The 24006-nt window shown below is 67.5% G+C and carries 26 protein-coding genes; 14 read left to right on the top strand and 12 right to left on the bottom strand.

Annotated features, from left to right (window positions below):
- Positions 1-51 precede the first annotated feature (51 nt).
- The 3 genes from ACIQTX_RS07460 to ACIQTX_RS07450 all read right to left on the bottom strand — a co-directional run bounded on the left by ACIQTX_RS07460 (position 52) and on the right by ACIQTX_RS07450 (position 2671).
- Complete coding sequence (locus ACIQTX_RS07460; protein ID WP_028503307.1) at positions 52-549, bottom strand: HNH endonuclease; 498 nt, start codon at positions 547-549, stop codon at positions 52-54.
- Between the two features lie 309 nt (positions 550-858).
- Entirely contained in the window at positions 859-1608 is a 750-nt protein-coding gene (locus ACIQTX_RS07455; RefSeq protein ID WP_036274530.1) for a M23 family metallopeptidase, read from the bottom strand.
- A 361-nt stretch (positions 1609-1969) separates the two neighbouring features.
- Positions 1970-2671: a metal-dependent transcriptional regulator gene (locus ACIQTX_RS07450; RefSeq protein ID WP_028503309.1), complete on the bottom strand. Its 702-nt coding sequence runs from the start codon at positions 2669-2671 to the stop codon at positions 1970-1972.
- 101 nt (positions 2672-2772) lie between these two features.
- Between ACIQTX_RS07450 and serC the strand changes: the two genes are divergently transcribed.
- Positions 2773-3885 carry a phosphoserine transaminase gene (gene serC / locus ACIQTX_RS07445; protein ID WP_402970718.1) on the top strand — a complete coding sequence of 371 codons (1113 nt, stop codon included), beginning with the start codon at positions 2773-2775 and terminating at the stop codon, positions 3883-3885.
- Positions 3886-3895: 10 nt separating this feature from the next.
- Here serC and ACIQTX_RS07440 read toward each other — a convergent pair whose 3' ends face one another.
- Both ACIQTX_RS07440 and ACIQTX_RS07435 read right to left on the bottom strand, forming a co-directional pair.
- Positions 3896-4501, bottom strand: a complete 606-nt coding sequence (locus ACIQTX_RS07440; protein WP_402970715.1) for a DUF3027 domain-containing protein — start codon at positions 4499-4501, stop codon at positions 3896-3898.
- Positions 4485-4865, bottom strand: coding sequence for a cold-shock protein (locus tag ACIQTX_RS07435; protein ID WP_028503312.1), 381 nt, complete (start codon positions 4863-4865; stop codon positions 4485-4487). Before ACIQTX_RS07435 ends, ACIQTX_RS07440 begins: the two co-directional genes overlap by 17 nt.
- A gap of 118 nt (positions 4866-4983) precedes the next feature.
- On the opposite strand from ACIQTX_RS07435, the gene ACIQTX_RS07430 reads away from it, so the two are divergent.
- From ACIQTX_RS07430 to ACIQTX_RS07420, 3 genes are read left to right on the top strand one after another with little or no spacing between them, the layout of a single operon-like run.
- The gene (locus ACIQTX_RS07430; RefSeq protein ID WP_105527042.1) at positions 4984-5259 is read left to right on the top strand and encodes a multidrug ABC transporter ATPase; all 276 of its coding nucleotides are present in this window, start codon (positions 4984-4986) and stop codon (positions 5257-5259) included.
- Positions 5260-5269: 10 nt separating this feature from the next.
- Complete coding sequence (locus ACIQTX_RS07425) at positions 5270-6979, top strand: helicase-associated domain-containing protein (protein ID WP_402970711.1); 1710 nt, start codon at positions 5270-5272, stop codon at positions 6977-6979.
- 36 nt (positions 6980-7015) lie between these two features.
- A complete protein-coding gene (locus ACIQTX_RS07420; protein WP_028503315.1) occupies positions 7016-8656 on the top strand; it encodes a DNA repair helicase XPB in 1641 nt (546 codons plus the stop codon).
- 24 nt (positions 8657-8680) lie between these two features.
- Here ACIQTX_RS07420 and ACIQTX_RS07415 read toward each other — a convergent pair whose 3' ends face one another.
- Positions 8681-9697 carry a lysostaphin resistance A-like protein gene (locus ACIQTX_RS07415; protein ID WP_402970708.1) on the bottom strand — a complete coding sequence of 339 codons (1017 nt, stop codon included), beginning with the start codon at positions 9695-9697 and terminating at the stop codon, positions 8681-8683.
- 165 nt (positions 9698-9862) lie between these two features.
- On the opposite strand from ACIQTX_RS07415, the gene ACIQTX_RS07410 reads away from it, so the two are divergent.
- The 3 genes from ACIQTX_RS07410 to ACIQTX_RS07400 all read left to right on the top strand — a co-directional run bounded on the left by ACIQTX_RS07410 (position 9863) and on the right by ACIQTX_RS07400 (position 12797).
- Positions 9863-10555 carry a response regulator transcription factor gene (locus ACIQTX_RS07410; RefSeq protein ID WP_021199050.1) on the top strand — a complete coding sequence of 231 codons (693 nt, stop codon included), beginning with the start codon at positions 9863-9865 and terminating at the stop codon, positions 10553-10555.
- 61 nt (positions 10556-10616) lie between these two features.
- Positions 10617-12308 carry a sensor histidine kinase gene (locus ACIQTX_RS07405; protein WP_402970703.1) on the top strand — a complete coding sequence of 564 codons (1692 nt, stop codon included), beginning with the start codon at positions 10617-10619 and terminating at the stop codon, positions 12306-12308.
- 201 nt (positions 12309-12509) lie between these two features.
- Positions 12510-12797 carry a WXG100 family type VII secretion target gene (locus tag ACIQTX_RS07400; protein ID WP_028503317.1) on the top strand — a complete coding sequence of 96 codons (288 nt, stop codon included), beginning with the start codon at positions 12510-12512 and terminating at the stop codon, positions 12795-12797.
- A 67-nt stretch (positions 12798-12864) separates the two neighbouring features.
- Here the strand turns inward: ACIQTX_RS07400 and groL are convergent, their stop codons facing one another.
- The 4 genes from groL to ACIQTX_RS07380 all read right to left on the bottom strand — a co-directional run bounded on the left by groL (position 12865) and on the right by ACIQTX_RS07380 (position 16528).
- Entirely contained in the window at positions 12865-14484 is a 1620-nt protein-coding gene (gene groL / locus ACIQTX_RS07395) for a chaperonin GroEL (protein WP_028503318.1), read from the bottom strand.
- A 125-nt stretch (positions 14485-14609) separates the two neighbouring features.
- Positions 14610-15188, bottom strand: a complete 579-nt coding sequence (locus ACIQTX_RS07390; protein WP_258131539.1) for a LytR C-terminal domain-containing protein — start codon at positions 15186-15188, stop codon at positions 14610-14612.
- Between the two features lie 80 nt (positions 15189-15268).
- A complete protein-coding gene (locus ACIQTX_RS07385) occupies positions 15269-15526 on the bottom strand; it encodes a DUF3263 domain-containing protein (RefSeq protein WP_028503320.1) in 258 nt (85 codons plus the stop codon).
- 9 nt (positions 15527-15535) lie between these two features.
- Positions 15536-16528, bottom strand: coding sequence for a DUF2332 family protein (locus ACIQTX_RS07380; protein ID WP_402970698.1), 993 nt, complete (start codon positions 16526-16528; stop codon positions 15536-15538).
- Between the two features lie 71 nt (positions 16529-16599).
- Here ACIQTX_RS07380 and msrB point away from each other — a divergent pair, with 71 nt between their 5' ends.
- Both msrB and ACIQTX_RS07370 read left to right on the top strand, forming a co-directional pair.
- Complete coding sequence (msrB, locus tag ACIQTX_RS07375; protein ID WP_028503322.1) at positions 16600-17004, top strand: peptide-methionine (R)-S-oxide reductase MsrB; 405 nt, start codon at positions 16600-16602, stop codon at positions 17002-17004.
- Positions 17001-17579 (top strand): nitroreductase family protein, encoded by a 579-nt coding sequence (locus ACIQTX_RS07370; RefSeq protein ID WP_402970693.1) that lies wholly within the window; start codon positions 17001-17003, stop codon positions 17577-17579. The genes msrB and ACIQTX_RS07370 overlap by 4 nt, the downstream gene beginning before the upstream one ends.
- Before the next feature lie 7 nt (positions 17580-17586).
- Here ACIQTX_RS07370 and ACIQTX_RS07365 read toward each other — a convergent pair whose 3' ends face one another.
- Complete coding sequence (locus tag ACIQTX_RS07365) at positions 17587-18531, bottom strand: DMT family transporter (RefSeq protein WP_402970690.1); 945 nt, start codon at positions 18529-18531, stop codon at positions 17587-17589.
- A 72-nt stretch (positions 18532-18603) separates the two neighbouring features.
- On the opposite strand from ACIQTX_RS07365, the gene ACIQTX_RS07360 reads away from it, so the two are divergent.
- The 5 genes from ACIQTX_RS07360 (at position 18604) to ACIQTX_RS07340 (ending at position 22999) form a co-directional block, all read left to right on the top strand.
- On the top strand, positions 18604-19230 hold the full coding sequence (locus ACIQTX_RS07360) for an SOS response-associated peptidase family protein (RefSeq protein ID WP_402970687.1): 627 nt from the start codon (positions 18604-18606) through the stop codon (positions 19228-19230).
- Positions 19231-19323: 93 nt separating this feature from the next.
- Positions 19324-20235 carry an ATP-binding cassette domain-containing protein gene (locus ACIQTX_RS07355; RefSeq protein ID WP_028503325.1) on the top strand — a complete coding sequence of 304 codons (912 nt, stop codon included), beginning with the start codon at positions 19324-19326 and terminating at the stop codon, positions 20233-20235.
- Positions 20232-21047 carry an ABC transporter permease gene (locus ACIQTX_RS07350; RefSeq protein WP_402970683.1) on the top strand — a complete coding sequence of 272 codons (816 nt, stop codon included), beginning with the start codon at positions 20232-20234 and terminating at the stop codon, positions 21045-21047. Before ACIQTX_RS07355 ends, ACIQTX_RS07350 begins: the two co-directional genes overlap by 4 nt.
- Before the next feature lie 9 nt (positions 21048-21056).
- Positions 21057-22328 carry a sensor histidine kinase gene (locus tag ACIQTX_RS07345; protein WP_402970680.1) on the top strand — a complete coding sequence of 424 codons (1272 nt, stop codon included), beginning with the start codon at positions 21057-21059 and terminating at the stop codon, positions 22326-22328.
- Positions 22325-22999 (top strand): response regulator, encoded by a 675-nt coding sequence (locus tag ACIQTX_RS07340; RefSeq protein ID WP_402970677.1) that lies wholly within the window; start codon positions 22325-22327, stop codon positions 22997-22999. Before ACIQTX_RS07345 ends, ACIQTX_RS07340 begins: the two co-directional genes overlap by 4 nt.
- 10 nt (positions 23000-23009) lie before the next feature.
- Here ACIQTX_RS07340 and ACIQTX_RS07335 read toward each other — a convergent pair whose 3' ends face one another.
- Positions 23010-23963, bottom strand: coding sequence for an aldo/keto reductase (locus ACIQTX_RS07335; protein WP_402970674.1), 954 nt, complete (start codon positions 23961-23963; stop codon positions 23010-23012).
- Positions 23964-24006 lie beyond the last annotated feature (43 nt).

Here is a 24006-nt window from a genome sequence, read left to right as displayed (position 1 = left end):
ACGACGTGCAGAAGGGGAGCCGCCCGGAGGGTGGCTCCCCTTCTGCACGTCTCAGGCCGCCAGTGCGAGGTACGGCTCCCATCGCGGGTCGCTGCGTTCGGTTCCGCGCACGGTCCAGGCAGTCCCGTGCGGAGGTCGCGGGGTGAACCGAAGCTGCCAGCGCATCTCCTGCGGAGTGCGGTTGCTCTTGACGTTGTTGCAGCGCAGGCAGCAGGCGACGAGGTTCTCCCAGGAGTCCGCTCCCCCACGCGAGCGTGGCAGCACATGATCGATCGTGGATGCCGCCTTCCCGCAGTAACCACAGCGGTGATTGTCTCGGCGGAGGACACCGCGACGTGTGACCGGCGCACGTCGGCTCGTCGGCACCCGGACGTACCGGGCCAGGATTATCACCGCCGGGCGATCGTAGACGCCATGGGTGCCCCAGACGGGGTCTTCTTCCATGCGTTCGATCACGGTCGCCTTGTCATTCATCACGAGCACCAAGGCTCTCTTGAACGACACGATCGCGAGCGGCTCGTATCCGGCATTCAGGACCAGTGTGCGCATTCGTCATCCTCTCGATCCGCCGGGACGGCTTCCCGGCACTCTCGACTCACACGAGGTCGTGCAGGAGGCAGAGCGATCGCGGGGACGAAAAAAGGCGCCGTCTAAAGACAGCGCCTTTCGCGCACGGCAACGCCGTGGCATCCCTGCGGGCTATGCAGAAGGACGTGACGACCGAGGGCATCCATGGTTCGGATGCTCGGTATTCGCTCCATCAGCCTCTCCCACCTGTACGACAACGGGTTCAGGCTAACCCATCACGCTGTGTGCAAGGCGAAACAGCAGATGAATGAAAAGAGGCGTGTCCGAAGATCAGCCGGCGTTGACCGAGAGCCACGACATGGGCTCGACGAGCCCGCCGTTGATCCAGACCTCGAAGTGGAGGTGGTTGGCGGTCGAGCGGCCGGTGCTGCCGACGTAGCCGATCAGCTGACCCGCCGAGACGGTCTGACCGGTCTGCACCTGTCGCGAGTTGTAGAGCATGTGACCATAGGTCGTCTGCACTCGCTGACCACCGACGACGCTGTCGAGCATCACGGCAACACCGTAGCCGCCGATGCTCTCTGCGGAGGCGCGGACGACTCCACCGGCGGCCGCGTAGATCGGCGTACCGGCCGGAGCGAGCATGTCGGCACCGTTGTGCCCACCGCCCACCGTGCGGCTGACGTTCCACGAGCCCATCGGCAACGGGTAGCGCACCTCGCCGGACCCCGGTGAGGTGAGGGCGTATCCCGCAGTGTTGAACCGGGAGGAGGTGGAAGCTGTCGCGGTGCTGGCAGCAGCGGCGGCGCGAGCGGCGGCCGCCTCTTCTGCCTTCTTCTTCGCGATCTCCTCGGGAGTCGTCGCGCTGAACGTGCCGCGAGCGAGCGGTGCTGCGGTGGCCTGCGAAGCGACGACGAGCGACTGCGCGTCGACGGCTGCGAGCTGCTGCACCGTCGTGGGGGCTGCTTCGCTCGGCTTCGACGATGCGAAAGCAGGCAGAGCGATTCCGGCGACCAATGCACCGACGGCCCCGAAGATGGCAATGGATCGGAGTGGCTTGACAGCCTTTCGAGCACTCATACGCGCGCCGACTCGGCGGGCGGGTACTCGGTCTTCAGATGTCTTCTTCGCGGGCTGTTCGATGTCTGCGGCCAAAACTTGGTCCTCCTGGGCCCTCGCGCTGTTCGGGTAGCGCTGGCTCGTCGGCACTCTGCTCTCGTGGCACGAATGTAGCTCGGGTACTTTGTGCGTTCCTGCCGTGAAGACGACGAGCCTGGAAGGCAAATCTTCGCGGGTTCATCTCCAGCGGGCTTCTTCGCTGGCGACCTGACCGAGGCTACCGGAAGATAACGATCATGTCACCCCAGGAAACTGACAATCGCCGCAGAAGCTCGCGACCGCGCACCTCCGCACCGGTGTCAGGCCCGGATTTCAGGCCGGATCAGGCCGGTTCACCCACCAGGAAGATATGCGACGCCAGCTCCACGGGGAGCTCCAGTCCATCCTCTTTGCCGTCCATCTGGATGAGGACGTAGCCCTCGCTGAAGCGGAAGTCGCCGTGCGCGCCCGGAACCACTCCGGCATCGCGGAGCTGCTCGAGCAGCTCCGGATCGACCTGCGCCGGCTCGGCGAGACGACGCACGGTTCCCTCGACGGGTTCACCCGCCGCGTTCAGTCGTTGGACGAGACCGATGACGCCTTCATCGAACGTACGAGCGGGCACGTCGCCGAGCTGGTCGAGCCCGGGGATGGGGTTGCCGTACGGCGACTCCGTCGGGTGCCCGAGCAGTTCGACCAGGCGGCGCTCCACCTGCTCGCTCATCACGTGCTCCCAGCGGCATGCCTCTTCGTGCACGAACGCCCAGTCGAGCCCGATCACGTCGGAGAGCAGACGCTCGGCGAGACGGTGCTTGCGCATCACGTCGACGGCCTTGCGACGACCGGCCTCGGTGAGCTCGAGCGTCCGATCCTCCGAGACGATGACGAGACCGTCGCGCTCCATGCGGCCGACGGTCTGCGAGACGGTCGGTCCGGAATGGCCGAGACGCTCGGAGATACGCGCACGCAGCGGCACGATGTTCTCTTCCTCGAGCTCGAGGATGGTGCGGAGATACATCTCCGTGGTGTCGATCAGATCGGTCATGTGCAGGCCCTCCGAGGTTCTTAGGCAAGCCTACATTCCCGCGGCGACATCGGACCCGCTCCCGGTCCGGCGACATGCCGAGCGCCCCCTAGAATCGACGCATGGCGATCGAGATTCCCCGTGACCTCCTGCCCGCTGACGGCCGCTTCGGCTGCGGTCCCTCGAAGGTGCGCCCGGCGCAGCTCGAGGCGCTGATCTCGTCGGGAGCGACGATCCTGGGGACGTCGCACCGCCAGGCCCCGGTGAAGAACCTCGTCGGCAGCATCCGAGAGCAGCTCGCCGCGCTGTTCCGAGTGCCCGAGGGGTATGAGATCCTCGTGGGCAACGGCGGCTCCACGGCATTCTGGGACGCAGCAGCCTTCGGGCTCATCGAACGGCGCAGCCAGAACCTCGTGTTCGGCGAGTTCGGCGGGAAGTTCGCGGCCTCGTCCGCAGCACCCTGGCTCGAGGCGCCCGATGTGCGCAAGGCCGAGCCGGGCTCCCTGACCGTCACGGAGGTCGTTCCGGGCATCGACGTGTACGCCTGGCCTCACAACGAGACCTCGACCGGCGTCGCGGCACCCATCCAGCGCGTCGATGCCGATGGTGCTCTGACCGTCATCGATGCGACCAGCGCTGCGGGCGGCATCGATTTCGATGCGGCCCAGGCAGACGTCTACTACTTCGCACCGCAGAAGAACCTCGGCTCGGACGGCGGCCTGTGGTTCGCCGCGGTCTCCCCCGCCGCGATCGAGCGCATCGAGCGCATCGCGGCATCGGGTCGCTACATCCCGGAGTTCCTGAGCCTGAAGAACGCGGTCGACAACTCGCGGCTCAACCAGACGCTCAACACTCCGGCCCTCACGACCCTGCACCTGCTCGACAGCCAGCTCAGCTGGATCCTCGACAACGGCGGTCTCTCCTGGGCCGCGGCCCGCACGTCCGAGTCATCCTCGGTGCTGTACGACTGGGCCGAGGCCTCTTCGGTCGCGACGCCGTTCGTCGTCGACGCGGCGCACCGCTCTCCCGTGGTCGCGACGATCGACTTCGACGACAGCATCGACGCCGCCGCGATCGCGAAGACGCTCCGCGCCAACGGCATCGTCGACACGGAGCCCTACCGCAAGCTCGGCCGCAACCAGCTGCGCGTGGCGACGTTCGTCTCGATCGAGCCGGACGATGTGCGCCAGCTGACCCGATCGATCGACTACGTGCTGGAGAACCTGGGCGGCTGACCGCCCGAGGTCACTCCTCTTCGTCGACCTCGCCGGCGTCCGCATCCAGGACGTCGGCGTCGTCGTCGTCGTCGGCGTCTTCGTCGTCGTCTTCGTCGTCGGACTCGTCGTCTTCGGAGTCGTCGAGCTCATCGATGTCGACACCGTCGAGATCGCCGGCGTGCAGGATATCGGCTTCGCCGTCGTCCAAGTCGTCATCATCGTCGTCGTCGTCATCATCGAGAACATCGTCGTCGAGGACATCATCGCCAGCAGCCGCACCGTCATCGGCCGCAGCCGCTGCCTCGGCGAGTTCGACCTGGTGCGCCCGATAGTCCGCCAGACGCTCGGCCCACGGCACCCAATCCGGGGCGAGAAGTGCACCGTCTCCGGGAAGGAGCTCGACTTCGAGCACAGTCGGCTCTTCGTCGTCCACCCGGGCGACCGTCACGGTCCAGTACCACCCGGGGTAGCCGGGGAGCCGGTTCGCGAATCGCAGCGAGACCGAGCCGTCTTCTTCGGCGAGGTACCCGGCGGCAGGGCCGACGGTCGACGCGGGCGTGATCTCACGCAGAGCGGCCAGCGCGAGGTCGTGTGCGTCGACGAGACGGGCGTCGGCGTCAGGCTTCGAGGTCATCAGCGACCTTGCGTAGGACGGCCGCGATCTTGCGGCCGTGTGCGGAGGAGGGGTAGCGCCCACGGCGCAGGTCCCCGCCGATGCCGTCGAGGAGCTTCACCAGGTCTTCGACGATGATCGCCATGTCGTCTGCCGACTTGCGCTTCGCCTTCGACAGGCTCGGCGGCGCCTCGAGCACACGCACCGACAACGCCTGCAGGCCGCGCTTCCCATCGGCCACGCCGAACTCCACGCGCGCACCGGCCTTCACCGCAGCGCCTGCTGGCATCGCGGAGGCGTGCAGGAAGACGTCCTGGCCGTCATCGCTGGCGATGAAGCCGAAACCCTTGTCTTCGTCGTAGAACCTGACCTTGCCGGTGGGCATGGGAGAACCTCGCTGATATCGATGTGCAGAACAGTGGACGCGCTCATGCGCGTTCCTCCAGCCTACCGGTCGCGGGGTGCGCGGAACCGATGGCCGCGGTGCGAGTAGGGTGAGACGGATGAGCACGAAGAATTCTGACCCGGAGGTTCCCGTCCGCCGGCTGGATCGTATCCTGGCGTTCGGCGCGCTCGGAATCGCCGCGGCATCCGTGGTGTGCTTCTTCGCCATCATCATCGGAACCTGGCTCGGGATGGGGCAGGCCTCCTTCGGCGAGGGTGTGTGGCCCGTCATCGCAGCGATCCCCTACTGGGGCCTACCGGTCGCGTTCCTCATGATCATCGCGCTCCTGACGATGAGCTTCATCCGAAAGGGCCGCGCGTCTTCGCGTTCCTGAGGCCTCTGCCATGAGTACTCACGCGCGACCGCTGGCGGATTGGCTGGCCGCGGCGAGCGACGATGACCTCCGCCACCTCCTCGGCGCACGAAGCGTGCGACCGGATGCCGCGTGGCAAGACTTCTTCGATGCCGCTGAGGCACTGCTGGATCCGGTGTCGCTGGGTCGCGTCCTCCCGTCGCTGACGGCGTCCGAGGCCACAGCGCTGCTCGCTGCTGTGTCGGGCGAAGCGACCGGGCGCGAACTGCAGCAGCTGACGGCACTCGCTCTGCTGCGGCCTGACGGCACGCCCTACCCTCCAGTGGTGGCGGCGATCGCCGGACGCGCAGCACCCGTTACGCCCGTGGAGACCCCTGCGTCCCCGTCATCGGAGACCGCGTCGGCGCATGCCGCAGAGCGCGCTTTCACCACCGTCGCCGTCCTCGCGGATCTACTCCTGATAGCCAGGGAGAGCCCGTTCGCACTGCTCACAGGCGGCGGCGTCAGCGCCGGTGAGAAGCGTCAGCTCGCGGATGCGGGAGTTGCCGCAGAGATCGTCGACACCCTCGCCGCGGTCGCGCTCCAAGCCGGACTCGCCGTGGCCGCAGACCGCCGGCTGCGCTCGAGTCAGTCGGCAGAGGACTGGCTGCGCTCCTCCGCCGGGGATCGATGGTCGCTGCTGGCGACCTCGTTCCGCGACGCGCTCCCACGCGGCATCCGCTCGGCTTCCGGCGGATGGATCCCCCCGCAAGCGTGGGCTCTCGCGCACCCGTGGGACCCGGCGTGGCCGGACCGCTCGCGCACCTTGTACGAGGCTGCCCGACTCCTCGGCCTGATCGCCGAAGACGGGACCGAGCCCGAATGGGCTGTTGGCCTGCGCCGAGGGGAACAGGCCGCCGCCGCGAGCCTGGTTCGGCTGCTGCCGACCGAAGTCGACCGGATCTTCCTGCAGAACGACCTGACGGCGATCGCACCGGGCCCCCTGGAGCCCGCGCTGGATGTGCGGCTGCGCACGATCGCCGCCCGAGAGTCCGCGGCCCAGGCCTCCTCCTATCGCTTCACCTCGGAATCCGTCGCGCATGCGTTCGTCGCAGGTGAGACAGAGCAATCGATCCTCGACTTCCTGACCTCCGTCTCGCTCACCGGCATCCCCCAGCCCCTCAGCTACCTGATCGCGCAGACGGCCCAGCGACACGGACTGGTCCGGGTCTCCACCGATGAGGAGACCGGTCGTACCCGGATCGAGAGCACCGACACGCACCTCATCCAAGCGATGGCGGTGGACCAGTCGCTGCGTCCGCTCGCACTCACCGCGCACGTCGAGTCGCTCACGACCCGGGTCAGCCGAGAGACGGTCTACTGGGCGCTCACCGACGCACGGTACCCGGCGACCCTCGTGGGAGCCGACGGCGCCCTCCCCGTGCGCGAGAGGCACCCGGCACCCCCCGCCCCGATGCCGAGCGCGGATTCCACCGACCTCATGCCCCTGATCTCACGGCTCCGCTCGCACCAGGGTCCGGATGCCGACGCCGCGTGGCTCGACCGAGAGCTCGAAGCCGCCGTACGGGCGAAGTCCGTTCTCCAGGTCACCGTCGGGATGCCGGACGGGTCCACCAGAGAGCTCCTCCTCGAAGCGACCGGGATCGGCGGGGGCAGGCTTCGAGGACGAGACCGCGCTGCCGATGTGGAGCGCACGCTGCCGGTGTCGAGCATTCTGAACGCGACGATCGTCGCGCCGTAGGCCGAGCCCCTCATCCGACCGCTAAACTGGTGAGCTATGTCTGATGGCCCACTGATCGTCCAGAGCGATCGCACCGTGCTGCTCGAAGTCGCCCACGCCGACGCCGAGAGCGCCCGTCACGAGCTGGCGATCTTCGCCGAACTGGAACGCGCTCCCGAGCACATCCACACGTATCGGATCACTCGCCTCGGGCTGTGGAACGCCCGAGCTGCGGGGCACACCGCCGAAGACATGCTCGAGACACTCGACCGCTGGTCGCGCTTCCCCGTTCCGCCGTCGGTCTCGGTCGATCTGCGTGAGACCGTGAACCGCTACGGGCGGCTGGTCATCGAACGTGACGACGAGGGAACGCTGATCCTACGTTCTTCCGACCCCGCTGTCCTGGCGCAGGTCGCGAACAACAAGCGCATCCAACCGCTGCTCATCGGGCACCCTTCGCCTGAGACGTTCGTCGTAGACGCGTGGGCGCGCGGGCAGATCAAGCAGGAACTGCTGAAGATCGGCTGGCCTGCCGAAGACCTCGCCGGGTACACCCCGGGAACCCCGCACGAGATCGCCCTCGCCGAAGACGGCTGGCACATCCGCCCCTACCAGCAGGATGCCGTCGACGCCTTCTCGAAAGACGGCTCCGGCGTCGTGGTGCTCCCCTGTGGCGCAGGCAAGACGATCGTCGGCGCCGGCGCGATGGCCGCGACCAAGACGACCACGCTGATCCTCGTCACGAACACCGTGTCGGCGAGGCAGTGGCGCGACGAGCTGCTCAAGCGCACCAGCCTCACCCCCGAGGAGATCGGCGAGTATTCGGGACAGGCCAAGGAGGTCAAGCCGGTCACGATCGCGACCTACCAGATCCTCACAGCCAAGCGGAAGGGCGAGTACGCGCATCTGGCGCTGCTGGATGCTCTCGACTGGGGCCTCATCGTCTACGACGAGGTGCACCTGCTTCCGGCACCGGTGTTCAAGCTCACCGCCGATCTGCAAGCTCGACGCCGCATCGGACTCACCGCGACCCTGGTGCGCGAGGACGGGCGCGAAGGCGACGTCTTCAGCCTGATCGGGCCCAAGCGGTTCGACGCCCCCTGGAAGCAGATCGAGGCGCAGGGCTTCATCTCCCCCGCTGCCTGCTACGAGGTGCGCATCGACCTTCCGCCGAGCGACCGGCTCGAGTACGCCGCAGCGACGGACGACGAACGCTATCGGCTCGCGGCGTCCGCGCCCGCCAAGGTCCAGGCCGTGCGGGAGCTCATCGCGAAGCACGAAGGCGAGCGCATCCTCGTGATCGGACAGTACCTCGATCAGCTGGAGTCGCTGTCGACAGCCCTGAACGCGCCCCAGATCACGGGGGCCACCCCGATCGACGAGCGCGAAGAGCTGTACCGTGCGTTCCGTGAGGGCGACATCTCGCTGCTCGTGGTCTCGAAGGTGGCGAACTTCTCGATCGACCTCCCGGAGGCGTCCGTCGCCATCCAGGTGTCCGGTTCCTTCGGTTCACGTCAGGAAGAGGCTCAGCGTCTGGGTCGTCTGCTGCGACCGAAGCAGTCGGGGCATACCGCGAGCTTCTACACGCTGGTCGCCCGTGACACGATCGACCAGGACTACGCCCAGAACCGCCAGCGGTTCCTGGCCGAGCAGGGGTACAGCTACACGATCATGGACTCCGACGCGATCGCCGCCTGAGCACGCGGGACGCAGCCGTTCCGCTCAGCCGTGCAGAACGCGACCCAGATCATGGGTGCCGTTCGCTGCGCCCGTGACGCTCGCAGCGCGCGCTGTCCGTGCGATCCCGAGCTTTCCGGCCCAACGGTCGGCGAGCACGGCGTAGACGATCATCGCAAGAGCCGAGCCGATCAGATCGACGGGTGTTCCCGAGGTCGCGTTGGCGTCGACCAGGGTGACGGAGCCGAGCAGGAAGATCAGCACGTTGTTGACGATGTGCAGCGAGATCGCAGCTTCCAGACCGCCCGTGCGCCAGGTCAGCCAAGCGGCGACGATCGCGAACAGCCCCACACTCACCGCGCCCCAGATGTCGTACCCGTGACCGAGGACGAACAGCGGCACGGGCAGGAGGATCGCGAAGGCCGGATGACGAAGCCAGCTGCCGACCAGCTGCATCAAGTATCCGCGGAACACATACTCCTCGGCCGCGGCCTGGAACGGGATGAGCAGCAAGACGAGCAGCACCATGACCCACAGCCGGGGGTGGGAGAAGTCTGCGGCCACCGCCCCTCCGCTGAGGGCGGACCATCCCAGCAGCACGGCGAAGTAGACGATGAATACCCCGAGCGCCAGCAGCAGACTCTGCCCGAGCCATGCCATCCGCAGTCTCCCGGTGACGGATGAGAGCAGGCCGACCCCGCGGCCCTCGACGATGCGCGATGCCAGCAGCAGCGCGGGGATCATCAGGATCAGTGGCAGCACGAGCGCGACCAGGAGCCAGGGGCGGTCGAGGTCGAAATACTGCTGCGTCGTGAGGAGCGCCTGTGTCTCGACACCCCACGCAGGAACGAACATCGACACGATGATCAGCGGCACGAGCACGACCAGCAGGATCCCGATGTAGAGCGCTACCGCGAGGAGTCCCGTCAGCAGCATCCGCCACCAGCGATAGCGCGGCCGCAGGCGCGCCAGCCGGTGGTAGGCGATGTGCTCGGCGCGCAGCGGCGCCACGGGGGCGATGACAAATGCGGGGGCGGCGGTGTCGTCCTCGTTCGAACTCATGCATCGATCCTTCCGTGCACAGCTATGCAGCGCATCCGACTGCGGGGGGATCTCTGCGTCAGGATGCCGCACGAACCCGGTTGTGACCCGCCGTCGAGGGGTCGACTCCACGCCGTTCCGCACAATAGTCAGCATCCACATGGCCGAAGTCACCATAATGGGGACATGACTGCTCCGCGCATCCTGGTCGTCGACGACGAACCCAACATCCGCGACCTGCTCTCGACGGGTCTCAGCTTCGCCGGATTCCAGGTGAAGACGGTCGCCAACGGCGCCGCAACGATCTCGGCTGTCCTCGAAGAGGAGCCAGACCTCATCATCCTGGATGTCATGCTCCCCGACATGAACGGGTTCAGCGTGACCAAGCGCCTTCGCGGCGCAGGATTCACCGCTCCGATTCTCTTCCTCACGGCGAAGGACGGCACCGAGGACAAGATCGAGGGCCTCAACGCCGGCGGTGACGACTACGTCACCAAGCCCTTCAGCCTCGACGAGATCGTCGCCAGGGCGCAGGCGATCCTCCGCCGCACGATGCAGGCCGACGAAGAGTCGATCATCCGTGCCGGCGAACTGTCGATGGACCAGGACACGCATGACGTCCACGTCGGCAAGGAGCCGATCGAGCTGAGCCCGACCGAGTTCAAGCTGCTGCGCTACCTGATGCTCAACCCGAACCGCGTGCTGTCGAAGGCCCAGATCCTCGACCACGTGTGGGAGTACGACTTCAACGGCGACGCCGGCATCGTCGAGAGTTACATCTCCTACCTCCGCCGCAAGATCGACCCGCACACCGAGGAGTCGCTGATCCAGACCAAGCGCGGCTTCGGCTACATGCTCAAGGTCGGCAAGACGGTCTGACGACCACCGCACCACCATCGACGCCGCCCCGCGGCAGATTCGCCGCACCAGGGAGGGCCGCATGGCGCACAAGCCCGATGCGGTCACCAGCTGGTGGCGCCGCATCAGCCTTCGGGCGAAGGTCACCGGGGTCACGGTCGCGGTGCTCGCGCTCGGCCTGCTCGTCGCGGGCATCGGAACGGTGCCGATTCTGCGCAACGCCCTCGTCGCGAACATCGACGCGCAGCTGCCGGCACTGGTCTCCAGCGATCTGGTGGAGCGCTACTTCGACACCGCGACGGTCGACGGTGTCACCACCTACACCCCCCGCGAGGAGCAGCCTCGCGACTTCTCGTTCGCCATCTACGATGCGACAGGTGAGCTTCGTGCGACCGCGCGGGGAACCTCGGGCCAGGCACCCCTGTTCCCCGCTCAGTACTCCCTCGCGAAAGCGACCGCCAACACCGATCAGATCCCGCTCGAGATGATGGGGGCTGACGGCGAGGTATTCCACGCCGCTGTCGCGGTGGTTCCGGGAGAGGGCGGCGTCCTGCGCATCCAGCTGGTCGCCTTGCCGCTCGCTCCAGCCGATCGCATCATCAGCCAGTACTTCGGCATCTACATCACGATCGCACTGATCACCATCCTGATCGCCGCGCTCCTCACCCGCGGACTCGTCACCCTCACGTTCCGAAGACTCGGTCAGGTCGAAGCCACCGCGATGTCGATCGCTGCCGGCGATTTCCGGCAGCGACTCACCGACCTCGAACCGACCACGGAAGTCGGCCGCCTGAACGCCGCGATCAACACGATGCTCGACCGCGTGGACCGCTCGCTCGCGCAACGCGACCGCACTGTCCAGCACATGCGGCGATTCATCGGCGATGCCAGCCACGAACTGCGAACTCCCCTGGTCAGCGTCCGCGGCTACGCGGAGCTGTACCGGATGGGCGCGATCAAGGGCGAGGAAGACACGGCGCGAGCCATGGAGCGTATCGAGAAGGAAGCCATCAGAATGGGCGTCCTGGTGGAAGACCTCCTCGCCCTGGCGCGCCTGGATGAGGAACGCGAGCCCGAGATCGTGCCGCTCGATCTGAGGCCGATCGCGAGGGACGCAGCCCTCGATCTGCGTGCCGCGGCCCCCGGCAGGACGGTGACGGTGATCGACCGCACCGCGGACAGCAAGACCACGATCCCCGTGTACGAGGTGGCTCCCGTACAGCCGACGCCCCCTGCCCCGCGAGGGCTGTCGCGTGCCGCGCTCTCACGGCTGCGCCGACGCCCCCGACAGGCGGAACAGGCGCCGGCCATCGACTTCACCGAGGTGCCTGATCTTCCCGTGCGCACTCCACCGATCGTGCTCGGCGAAGAGAACAAGGTGCGTCAGGTGGTCACGAATCTGCTGGGCAACGCCCGCCGGTTCTCTCCCGAAGACGGCCCGATCGAGATCGTCGTCGACTCCGACAGGGTCAGCGGCACCGGGAGCATCGCGATCGTCGATCATGGCGAGGGCATCCCCCCGCAGATCCGGGAGCAGATCTTCGAACGCTTCTGGCGTGCCGACACCTCACGCGCACGCGAGACCGGTGGCTCCGGTCTCGGGCTCGCGATCGTGGCGTCGATCCTGAAGGCACTCCACGGCGGCGTCGATGTGACGGAGACCCCGGGCGGGGGTGCGACCTTCACGGTCACGCTCCCCCTCGCACCCGCCCGCGCCACCCCCGCGCATCTCCTCGAAGACACTCAGCCCCTGGACCGGCTCGATCTGCCCTAGGAAGGCCCGCTCCATGAGGCTCGTGACCTCGCTCGAGCTCCACGAGCGACGGGTGCTCATTCCTACGGCCGCTCGTAACTGCGTGCTGCACAGCGGGCTCAGGATGCAAGTTGCGCACAGCACGCGGCGCCCCTTGAGGCCACGTAAGACGCAGGCCTCGGCATCCGCCTAGCCTCGGAACCCCTACGAGAAGGAGTTCCCATGTCAGTCTTCACCGTCGACACCGAAGCCGTTCATGCAGCCAACGGAGCGACACGTGCCACCATCGAGCGGCTTCAGGGCGAGTCTGCGACGCTCATGACGCAGCTCCGGCAGCTGCAGTCGACTTGGTCCGGCACGGCGTCCAACGCCTTCCAAAGCTGCGCAGAGCAGTGGCAGGGCGCACAGCTTCATGTGGAGCAGGTGCTCGAATCGATCGGCACCTCACTCGGCTCTGTCGCCACTCAGTACGCAGATGCCGACCAGTACTCAGCCAGCCTGTTCCGCTGACACGTCCGAGGTGTCAACGCAGAACGCCCCCGGCCGGAGCCGGGGGCGTTCTGTCAGGAGGGTTGGATCAGAAGTCCATGCCGCCCGACGGGTCACCCATCGGAGCTGCAGCCTTCTCCGGCTTGTCAGCGACGACGACCTCGGTGGTGAGGAAGAGTGCCGCGATCGATGCTGCGTTCTGCAGCGCAGAGCGCGTCACCTTCGCCGGGTCGATGATTCCCGCAGCGAACATGTCGACGTACTCGCCCGTTGCCGCGTTGAGGCCCTGGCCCGAGGGAAGCTCGGAGACCTTGTTCGCGACGACGCCGGGCTCGAGACCCGCGTTCAGCGCGATCTGCTTGAGCGGAGCTTCGATCGCGACGCGAACGATGTTCGCGCCCGTCGCCTCGTCGCCCGTGAGCGACAGCGCGTCGAGAGCCTTGGTGCCCGACTGGATGAGCGCGACGCCACCGCCGGGGACGATGCCCTCTTCGACGGCTGCCTTCGCGTTGCGGACGGCGTCTTCGATGCGGTGCTTGCGCTCCTTGAGCTCGACCTCAGTGGCCGCGCCAGCCTTGATGACGGCGACGCCACCCGCGAGCTTCGCGAGGCGCTCCTGGAGCTTCTCGCGGTCGTAGTCGCTGTCGGTGTTCTCGATCTCGCGACGGATCTGGGTCACGCGACCCTCGATCTGCTCGGCCTCGCCTGCACCCTCGACGATCGTGGTCTCGTCCTTGGTGACGATGACCTTGCGGGCACGACCCAGAAGGTCGAGCGTGGCGTTCTCGAGCTTGAGGCCGACCTCTTCGGTGATGACCTGGCCGCCGGTGAGGATCGCGATGTCCTGCAGCTGCGCCTTGCGGCGGTCGCCGAAGCCGGGAGCCTTGACGGCGACCGACTTGAAGATGCCCTTGAGCTTGTTCAGCACGAGGGTGGCGAGAGCCTCGCCCTCGACGTCCTCGGCGATGATGACGAGTTCCTTGCCATCCTGGATCACCTTGTCGACGATCGGCAGAAGGTCCTTGATGCTGGAGATCTTCTGGTTCGCGATGAGGATGTACGCGTCCTCGAAGACCGCCTCCTGGCGCTCCGGGTCGGTGACGAAGTACGGGTTCAGGTAGCCCTTGTCGAAGCGCATGCCCTCGGTGAGCTCGAGCTCGGTGCCGAACGTCTGCGACTCCTCGACGGTGACGACGCCTTCCTTGCCGACCTTGTCGATCGCCTCGGCGATGAGCTCGCCGATCGCGGGGTCTGCAGCGGAGATGGATGCCGTGGCGGCGATCTGCTCCTTCGAGTCGATCTCCTTGGCGCTCGCGAGGAGCTCCTCGGTGATCGCTGCGACGGCCTTCTCGATGCCGCGCTTGAGCGAGATCGGGTCGGCGCCGGCTGCGACGTTGCGCAGACCCTCGCGGACCAGAGCCTGAGCGAGGACCGTGGCGGTGGTGGTGCCGTCACCCGCGACGTCGTCGGTCTTCTTGGCGACCTCCTTGACGAGCTCCGCGCCGATCTTCTCGTACGGGTCGTCCAGCTCGATCTCCTTGGCGATGGAGACACCGTCGTTCGTGATCGTGGGGGCTCCCCACTTCTTCTCGAGAACGACGTTGCGGCCGCGCGGGCCGAGGGTCACCTTGACCGCGTCGGCGAGAATGTTCAGGCCGCGCTCGAGGCCGCGGCGGGCCTCCTCATCGAAAGCAATGATCTTTGCCATGAGTTTTTTCGTCCCTCCTGGACGTAGACGTTGGGTTTAGCACTCAGAGTGAGAGAGTGCTAACGCCATTCTGGCACTCGACACCTTCGAGTGCAAGCCGCCCGATGCGGGAGGAGATCCCGATGTCAGGGGGCCGGAGTCTCCTCCGAGGTCTCAGGCGCCGAGGTCGATCGGTCGAGCCCGATCACGACCGTGAACTGCTTCTGCCCGTCCTCCGTCTGGCCGGAGTAGTAGTCGCTCTGCTGGACAGCCGCCCCTCCGAGAAGGTTCGCCAATCCGATCGCGGCGAGCTCGTCCTCGTCGTTGACATAGAAGACGGTGGTCGTGGCGAAGTCCTGGGAGGAGCTGTCGCCGGCGAAGGCCGCGTCCGACGCCCACCCGTTGTTGATGAGCACGTCGCGCATCTGCGTGTCGAGCCCCTCTTCGGGCGTCCCGTTGAGGATCATGACAGAGATCGAGGTGTCGACCACGCCTGTCTCCACCGGTGTCGGGACAGAGGTCGGCGCCGCCTCGGGGAAGAGCGAGACGCGCCCCATCACCACGAGAGAGCCGAAGATGCCGGCGATGATGAGCACGAGCGCGGCGACGAAAGACCACAGCAACACGACCCAGCCGTTCATCCCCGGGGCTTCGGCGCGATGCGCTCCCACTCGTCCGGAGGAACGGGGAACGTCATCGAAGCGATCGCGGGAGGGCTTGGACACCCCTCGATGCTAGCGGCACCTTCCTGTCAATCCCTTCCTCGGCGCGGGATCGGGCCGGCAAACGAGCATCCGCTCGGGCGTCAGCCGACGAAACCGGGTGTTCGTGCCGAGCGCCGTCGTGCCCGTGAATCTCGGATCCGACGCAGCCTGCGCACCAGCATCGGATCGTACTCGAGGGCTGCATCCGACTCGATCAACCTGTCGAGGAGCTGGTAGTAGCGGGCGGCGCTCATGCCCAGCTGGGCGCGGATGACCTCTTCCTTCGCTCCGCCGTGGCGCGGCCAGGCGACCTCGAGGGCGAGGATCGCGCGATCGCGCTCCGTGAGGTCTCCGAGCATGGCTCCAGGTTAGGGCGCATCCGCCGGAAGGGATGCTCGCCACTCCCACCAGCGCCCGAGCGGATCCGCTGCCGCACGCACGCGCCCGTCGAGCGCGACGACGAACCCCGGCCAGGCTCGCGCATCCACCGCCGGTTTCCAGACGTCGAGAACGCCCGGCGGGTCGATCGTGATCCATCGGGCATCCAGACGCGAGATCCGCTCGACCAGTTCGTTCCGATCTGCTCGAGGAACATGCACCAGCACGCCTGGCGTCGTGACCACGAGAGTCGCATCCTTCGGCGCGAGGGCCGCGACCGCGTCGACGCGCGCCAGAGCATCACCGGCCACGAGAAGCGGAGGGTCGGCTGCTGCGATGTCGAGCGCGGCGTCGATACGTTCCTCCCGTCCGCTCTCCCCCGGCCACACGAGCCCCCGCAACCATCGTCGGTCTCGCTCGTCGGTCGCATCGAGCGGCGCCAGATCGATACCGGCCCGCCAGACGATCTCCGGCATCCGCAGCGGCGGCAGGGGGCCGGTCACCCGGCTATTCAGCACAACGGTCGAGAGCCCGTCCGCCGGATCGAGCGCGAGGCGGAGTCCGCCGTCCTCGCCCCTGAACCGGTAGGAGTACCGGTCGGGATAGAGGCACAGCCCGGCGGACGCTCCGACCTCGAGCAACGCGATCGGGCCGTCGATCTCGGAGAGCACCGGGAGCAAAGCGGCGAGGCGGAGTGGCTCGTTCGTCTGCAGGCTGCGGCTCGCGCACTCCGCGACCACCTCTTCTGCGTTGCGAAGCACGAAGGCTCGCCACTGCGGATACCCGGAGAGCTCAGCACCGAGCATCCGGGTCACAGCGAATACCAGGGGCGGCTGCCTGCGCGTCTCGGGGATACGCCGCAAGATGCTTCGCACCTCCTCATCTGCGGCGACTCCGGCAGCCCACTGCGCATAGAGCGGGCTGCGGCCTGGGGCCTCGTCACGGGCGAAGCGCGCATAGCGCTCCTGCACAGCATCCGTCATCCGTCCATTCTGACCCGGCGCACCCGAGGTACCGCTGCAGGAGGGAGAATGGATGCGACTCAGGAGGACACATGTCGTACAGCGTGGACAAGACCGAAGACGAATGGCGCAGCGAGCTCGGCGATGAGCAGTACGCGGTGCTGCGCCAGGCCGCGACCGAGCGTGCCTGGACCGGCGAACTGCTCGACGAGGAGCGCGCCGGCCTCTACACCTGCGGCGCGTGCAACGCAGAGCTCTTCAAGAGCGGGACGAAGTTCGATTCCGGATGCGGATGGCCGAGTTTCTACGAGTCGATCCGTCCAGATGCGGTCGAGCTCATCGAAGACGACAGCCTCGGGATGGTGCGCACCGAGGTGCGCTGCGCCAACTGCGGCTCACACCTCGGCCATGTCTTCCCGGACGGGTTCGGCACGCCGACCGGCGACCGCTACTGCATGAACTCGATCGCGATGAACTTCACCCCCGACGCCTCGTGAGCGCCCTCGACGCCGTCCGCGCACGGCAGTCCTGGTCCAAGGTCGAAGACACGGCTCCCACGCGCGACGAGCTGCTCACGTTCGTCGCTGCGGCCGGTCGCGTCGCCGATCACTCGTCGCTCCGGCCCTGGCGGCTGATCGAACTGCGCGGTGCCGATCGTGAGGTGCTGGGTGCGGCCATCGCAAAGGCCCAGGACGATTCCTCCCCCTCGTCGAAACCGCTGCGCGCCCCGCTGCTCATCGCCGTCGTCGCCAGCTACCAGAAGAGCGACAAGGTCCCGCGGTGGGAGCAGGAAGCCGTGGCGTCCGGTGTCGCGCACACGCTGAGTCTGCTCCTCGACGAGGCCGGCTGGGGCGTCATCTGGCGCACGGGCCACTACACACGCGCGAAAGCCGTCGCGAAGGCTCACGGCCTCGGCAAGAACGAGGAGCTCCTCGGCTGGCTGTACGTCGGCGGCAAGCCCGAGGGGAAGAAGCCGGGGCGACGCAAAGCTGTCGACGCCCGCAAACTCGTCACGCGCATGCCCAAGGCGAGCGCGAAGAAGAGCAGCGAGAAGAAGACGAAGAAGAAGTAGTAGCTCGTCAGCGTCGTCGTCGACGCCATGGCACGGCGACGACGACGGACGCCACGGCGACGACGACCATGGCGAGCACCTGCCACAGCGCTGGCCCAGCGGCCGGCGGCCACATGAGGTCGATCACGACCGATGTGACCAGTTGCCCGAGCACCGATCCCAGGCCCATCAGCAGCACACCGGTCTGAGCCACGATAAACGTGCCGAGGAGGATGTACGCGGCGCCGAGGAAGCCTCCGATGTACAACCAGGGCTCAGCAGGCAGCGCCGCAGGCGCTCCGCGGAATGCGATGCTCACGCCGGACGCCAGCGCGAGGACCACGGTGCCTGCGATGAAGCTCATCAGGGTCGCGGCCAGCGGAGAGCGCGCACGCTGAGCCAGACGGCCGTTGGTCGCCGCCTGCCACGCGATGCCGACGCCCGCCGTGAAAGGCAGCAGCAGCATCCACAGGGGCGCGGAGGCCAGCACATCTCCCGAGAGCGATATGCCGACCGCCGCGAGTGCGAGCAGACCGCCGAGGACCCGCCCAGGCGTCACCGCGACGACTCCGGCCGGTCCGAACCCGATCCGATCGAGCACGAGGCCGTGAAGGGTCTGCCCCGCCACCACTCCGACGGTGAAGAGCGAGACGCCGAGAACACCGGCCGTGAGGCCTTGAGTGGAGACCGTTAGCGCGCCGCAGGCGCCACCGAGCAGCATCCAGAAGGGGATCGTCTGCTGCCGGATACCGCTCCAGAGCCGCGCCACTCCCCGCCGGGCCGAGGGGAGGCAGGAGATCACCAGCGCCAGCGCCAGGAGCCCTACCGAGAAGGAGATGAGACCCGCGACGATACCGTCGTCGACACGCACGCCGAGCACACCGTTGATCCGCGCCTGGATCGCCGTCATGACACCGATCGCGACTGCGCCGCCGAGCGCGACGGGGGCGGGAAGTCGGCGGGTCTCTGGCACCTGTCGACCCTACCCGAGCAGCAGCTCGCTCCTCGAAGCGCGGATGTCGGCGCCCGGGTCTACGCTGGCGGCATGTGCGCGAGCTACGGTCTCGATCCCCGGTTCACCGATGCGGAACTCCTCGCCGCCGCCGACGACGCGGTGCTCGAGGGCCTGCGCGTGTGGGCGCGCGAGAATGCGGGCGAGACCGTCCGCCCGACAGGTAAGAACCTGCGCAACCTCAATCCTCTGATCGTGCAGCCCGACGCGGCTCCGATTCTGGAGCCGGCGTGGTGGGGCTTCCTCGTCAACGGCGAGCCGGCGAAGTTCCCGTCGATCAACACCCGGTCAGAGCGCCTGCAGGAGCGTCCAGGCGGCGCGAAGACACGAGCGATCGTCCCGGCGACGAGCTGGTACGAGATGCAGAAGCCCTCGCGGCAGTGGAACGAATTCATCGTCGACGACGGCACCCTGTTCGGCATGGCAGCGGTCTCGCAGCGCGGACGCACTGCCGACGGCGAATGGTTCACGTGCTACTCGATCGTGATGCGCCCGGCCCCAGCCCACCTCGCCGATCTGCACGATCGCATGCCGCTGCTCGTCCCCGCCTCGCTGAGCCATGACTGGCTGACGGCGCCGCCCTCCAGAGAGATCGTCGACGAGGCGGTCCTCGCGTCGGACGAGATGGCGGCACGCGTGCGGGCCCGGCCTCGGCCTTGAACCGATATATCCGCCAGCAGGTGGATCTCTCTCCGGGATATGTGTACCTGAGGAGGACGCGCGGTTCGGGGGTCGGTCCGTAACGTTGACCCCATGATCACAGCAGAAGGCCTCACGAAGAGATTCGGAGACAAGACGGCCGTCGATGACGTGTCGTTCACCGTCAAGCCGGGCAGCGTCACCGGCTTCCTCGGCCCCAACGGCGCCGGCAAGTCGACCACGATGCGCATGATCGTCGGCCTCGACCGCCCGACGTCCGGGCGCGCCGCCATCGCGGGCCGCGAATACCGCAAGCTTCGCGCGCCGCTCACCGAAGTCGGCGTGCTGCTCGACGCGAAGGCAGTGCACACCGGCCGGAGCGCACGCAATCACCTTCGCGCGATGGCTGCGACCCATGGCATCCCCTCGTCCCGCGTCGATGAGGTCATCGACCTCGCGGGCATCACCTCCGTCGCTCGCAAGCGCGCGGGCGGGTTCTCGCTCGGTATGGGTCAGCGCCTCGGCATCGCTTCCGCCCTGCTCGGCGATCCGCACACGCTGATCCTCGACGAGCCGGTCAACGGCCTCGACCCCGAGGGCGTTCGCTGGGTGCGCCAGTTCGTCCGGCACGCGGCATCCGAAGGGCGCACCGTGCTCCTCTCGAGCCACCTGATGAGCGAGATGGCGCAGACCGCCGACCACGTCATCGTGATGGGTCGAGGCCGCGTGCTTGCGGACGCTCCGCTCGCCGACCTCGTGCGCTCCTGGACGCGGAACACCGTGCGGGTTCGCACTCCGCGACCGGCAGATCTGGCTGCTGCCATCGGCGGGCCGGATGTGGAGATCGTGAGCTCGGCTCCCGACCTGCTCGACATCGTGGGGCTGCCCGCCGCTCGCATCGGCGACCTCGCGGCAGATCGCGGCATCCCTCTGCACGAACTCACCCCGACCACCGGTTCACTCGAAGACGCGTATCTCGCCCTCACCGGCGACTCCGTCGAGTACCGCACCAAGGAGATCTCATGACCACGACACAGGCTCCCGCTCCCACGCGGCCTCGCGTCGACACCGGTCGACGGCTGACATTCGTGCGCGCGCTGCGCGGCGAGTGGATCAAGCTCGCCACCCTGCGCTCGACCTGGTGGTCGATCGGGATCGCGGCCGCCCTCACGATCGGCATCGCCGTGCTCATCGCCCAGGCGGTGGACATGCCGGGCTTCGACCCGATCCAGGCGGTCATCATGCCGATCCAGTTCACGATGCTGCTCGCCGGCATCATCGGGGCGATCTCGGTCACCGGCGAGTACTCGACCGGGATGATCCGCTCGACACTCACCGCGAACCCCGTCCGCGGTTCGGTGCTGGCCGCGAAGTCGACCGTGCTGGCCGTGTTCATGTTCCTGTCGTCCCTGGTGACCTTCGCCCTCGCTGCCGTGGCGGTATCGCTCATCGTGGCGCCCCGGGATCAGAGCATCGACTGGTCGGATCCGTCGGCATCGATCCTCCCGATCGTGGTGGCCTCGCTCGCCATGGCCGTGTTCGCACTGATCGGTGTGTCGTTCGGATTCATCCTGCGCTCGGGCGCCGGAGCGATCGCTGCGACCGTCGGAGTCCTGTTCGTGCTGCCCATCGTCGCGAGCTTCTTCTCCTTCGCAGGTGAGGCGTGGGCATGGGTTATCGAAGCCTCGGCCTACCTTCCGGTCGCGGCCGCACAGGCCGCGATCATGCCCAGCGAGACGGCGGCTCTCAGCGCTCCGGTCGCGTTCCTGACGCTGGCCTGCTGGGTCGCAGGTGGGGCACTCGCTGCCTGGGCCATGCTGCGTACCCGCGACGCGTAAAGTCGGCCTGTGAGCAGAACTCGAAGCCGCAGCGACTCGATCCGTGAGGACGAGGAGCTGCGGCTTCCGCGTGCGCCGGGCCTGTTCCGAAGGTTCTGGGCTCGGCACCCCCTTTTCGCCGATGTCCTGCTCACGGTGATCTGCCTCTTCCTCTCCCTCGCTCCGGCAGCGCCGTATCCCCTCACGTCGCTCCCCGAACCCACCTACATCGCACTCAACATCGCCACCCTCACCATGGTCGCGATCGGCTGCAGCACACTGCTGTGGCGCCGGCGGGCACCGCTCGGGCCCTTCATCGCGGCAGTCGTCCTGGGAACCGTCGGACTGTTCACCGGCATGTCGGGCGGCATCGTCCTCCTGCTCGTCGCCTGCTACGGCATCGCGGTCTACAGGTCAGCCCGCGCCGCGTGGATCTGCTACGGGATCGGCGCCGCATGGTTCCTCGGCCTCACGACACTGCTCATGCTGAGCGGCACGACTGTGCTGCAGGTCGGTCTCGACACCGCACTCGGCTACGTCGCGCTCGGTCTGATCGGCACACTCGTCGGAGTCAACATCGGCGACCGCAAGCGCTACCTCCTCGCCATCATCGATCGATCGCGCCAGTTGCTGATCGAGCGCGACCAGCAGGCACAGCTCGCTGCCGCATCGGAACGAGCCCGCATCGCTCGAGAGATGCACGACATCGTCTCGCACTCGCTCACTGTGATCGTCGCCCTGTCCGAGGGCGCAGCGGCCACCCCGGATCGCGAGCAGGCACGCAAGGCATCGACGTCGGTCGCCGATACTGCCAGGTCCGCCCTCACCGAGATGAGATCGATGCTCGGGGTGCTGAGGGACGACGAGTCGCCCCTCCCCCTGGCACCGATGCAGCCGGTGCCTCCGCGCGACACGATCGAAGCTGCGCAGCGCGCCGGCTACCCGGCGACGCTCACGGTCATCGGACAGGCAGAGGTCTCCCCCGCCGTCGCTCATGCGATCGGACGCATCGTGCAGGAAGGCGTGACCAACGCCATGCGCCATGCGTCCGCCAAGGCGATCACCGTGCGCGTGGAGTACACCGACACCACGGTGACGATCGAGATCGTGAACGACGGTGTCACCGGCGAGGTCGGATCCGACGGGTTCGGAGTGCGTGGGCTCTCCGAACGCGCCCTCCACGTGAACGGCACGGTGCGATCCGCGCCCGCCGATGGAGGACGATGGGTTCTGCGGGCGGTGCTGCCCGCGTCGGGGAGCGCGCCCGCTATTCAGGCTGAGACGACGGAGGACGACGGATGACACAGGCGATCAGGGTGCTCCTGGTAGACGATCAGGAGCTGATCCGCGTCGGCTTCCGGATGGTTCTCGAAGCGGAGGACGACATCGAAGTGGTCGGCGAGGCCGGCGACGGGAAGGATGCGATCGCGCAGAGCGCGAGGCTCGCTCCCGACCTGGTGTTGATGGACATCCGGATGCCCGAACTCGACGGCATCGCCGCCACCGAAGCGATCGTCCGCGACCAGCCACAGACCAAGGTGCTCGTTCTGACCACCTTCGACCTCGACGAGTACGCGTTCGGTGCGATCCGCGCAGGCGCGAGCGGATTCCTGCTGAAAGATGCGCAGCGCCACGAGATGATCTCCGCCGTCCGGGCTGTGCATCGCGGCGACGCGGCGCTGTCCCCTCGGATCACCAGGATGCTGCTCGAGCACGTGACGCCCCAGTTCGGAGCTCCCGCCGCCGTTCCGGCTCCCGCGGAGAGTGCCGCACTCGCATCCCTCACCGAGCGTGAGCGCGACGTGTTCCTGGCGATCGGCCGCGGCCTCACCAACGCCGAGATCGCCCAGACGCTCTACGTCGGCGAGTCCACGGTGAAGACCCACGTGGGTCGCGTGCTGTCGAAACTCGGCGCACGCGACCGGATCCACGCGGTCATCCTGGCCCACCGGCTCGGACTGGTCGGCGACTAGTCCTGCGGCGTCATGCGCGCGCGGGCGTCCACTCCGAGACGCGGTTGAGTCGCTGCACCTCTTCGCCCGAAAGCTCCAGGCGAGCGCCGGCGAGGAGGTCGGGCACCTGCTCGACCGTCCGTGCGCTCGCGATCGGCGCGACGACGGTCGGCTGCGCGCGAAGCCAGGCGATCGAGGTCGCAGCGATGGAAGCGCCATGCGCATCGCCGATCTCCTCGAGTGCGTCGATGATCTGCAGCCCGGCTTCCGTCGCGTACTTCGCCGCACCTTGAGCCCGCGGTGAGTTCTGCCCGCCGGCATCCGTCGACCGGTACTTGCCGGTCAGGAAGCCACTGGCCAGGGAGTAGTACGGGACGAGTCCGAGCTCGAACTCCTCCGCCACCGGAATGATCGTGTCCTCGACCTCGTTGCGGTGCACGAGGTTGTAATGCGGCTGCACCGCCACCGGCAGCGCCGCACCCGTGCGACGCGCGATCTCGATCCACTCCCGGATGCGGTCGGCGGAGTAGTTCGACACGGCGATGTGTCGCACCAGACCGTCGTCGACGAGCTGCCCGAACGCGGCGACCGTCTCCTCCAGCGGGACCGTCTCGTCGTCGAAGTGTGCGTAGTAGAGGTCGATCTCATCGACGCCCAAGCGTCCCAGTGAGGCCTCGGCGGCCTTTCGCACGTTGGAGGCTGCCAGCCCGCGGAACTGCGGGTGCTGGCTCACCTTGGTCGCGACGACGACGCCGGAGGGCTTGCGCGATGCCAGCCATTCCCCGACGATCGTCTCGCTCTCGCCGCCTTCGTTCCCGGGCGCCCAGGAGCTGTACGAGTCCGCGGTGTCGATGAAGTCGCCGCCACCGTCCACGAAGGAGTCTAGGACGGCGAAAGAGGCGTCGCGGTCGGCTGTCCAACCGAACACGTTGCCGCCGAGAGAGAGCGGGAGGACGTCAAGATCACTGGTGCCGATACGAGTCATGTCGAGAACAACCGCGGACGACGCCTCGGGCATTCCCGCATGA

The organism is Microbacterium sp. NPDC090281 (genome assembly GCF_044769635.1).
Lineage (GTDB): Bacteria > Actinomycetota > Actinomycetes > Actinomycetales > Microbacteriaceae > Microbacterium.
Note: the sequence above shows the minus strand (reverse complement) of the source record. Positions and strands in the feature narration are given on the sequence as shown.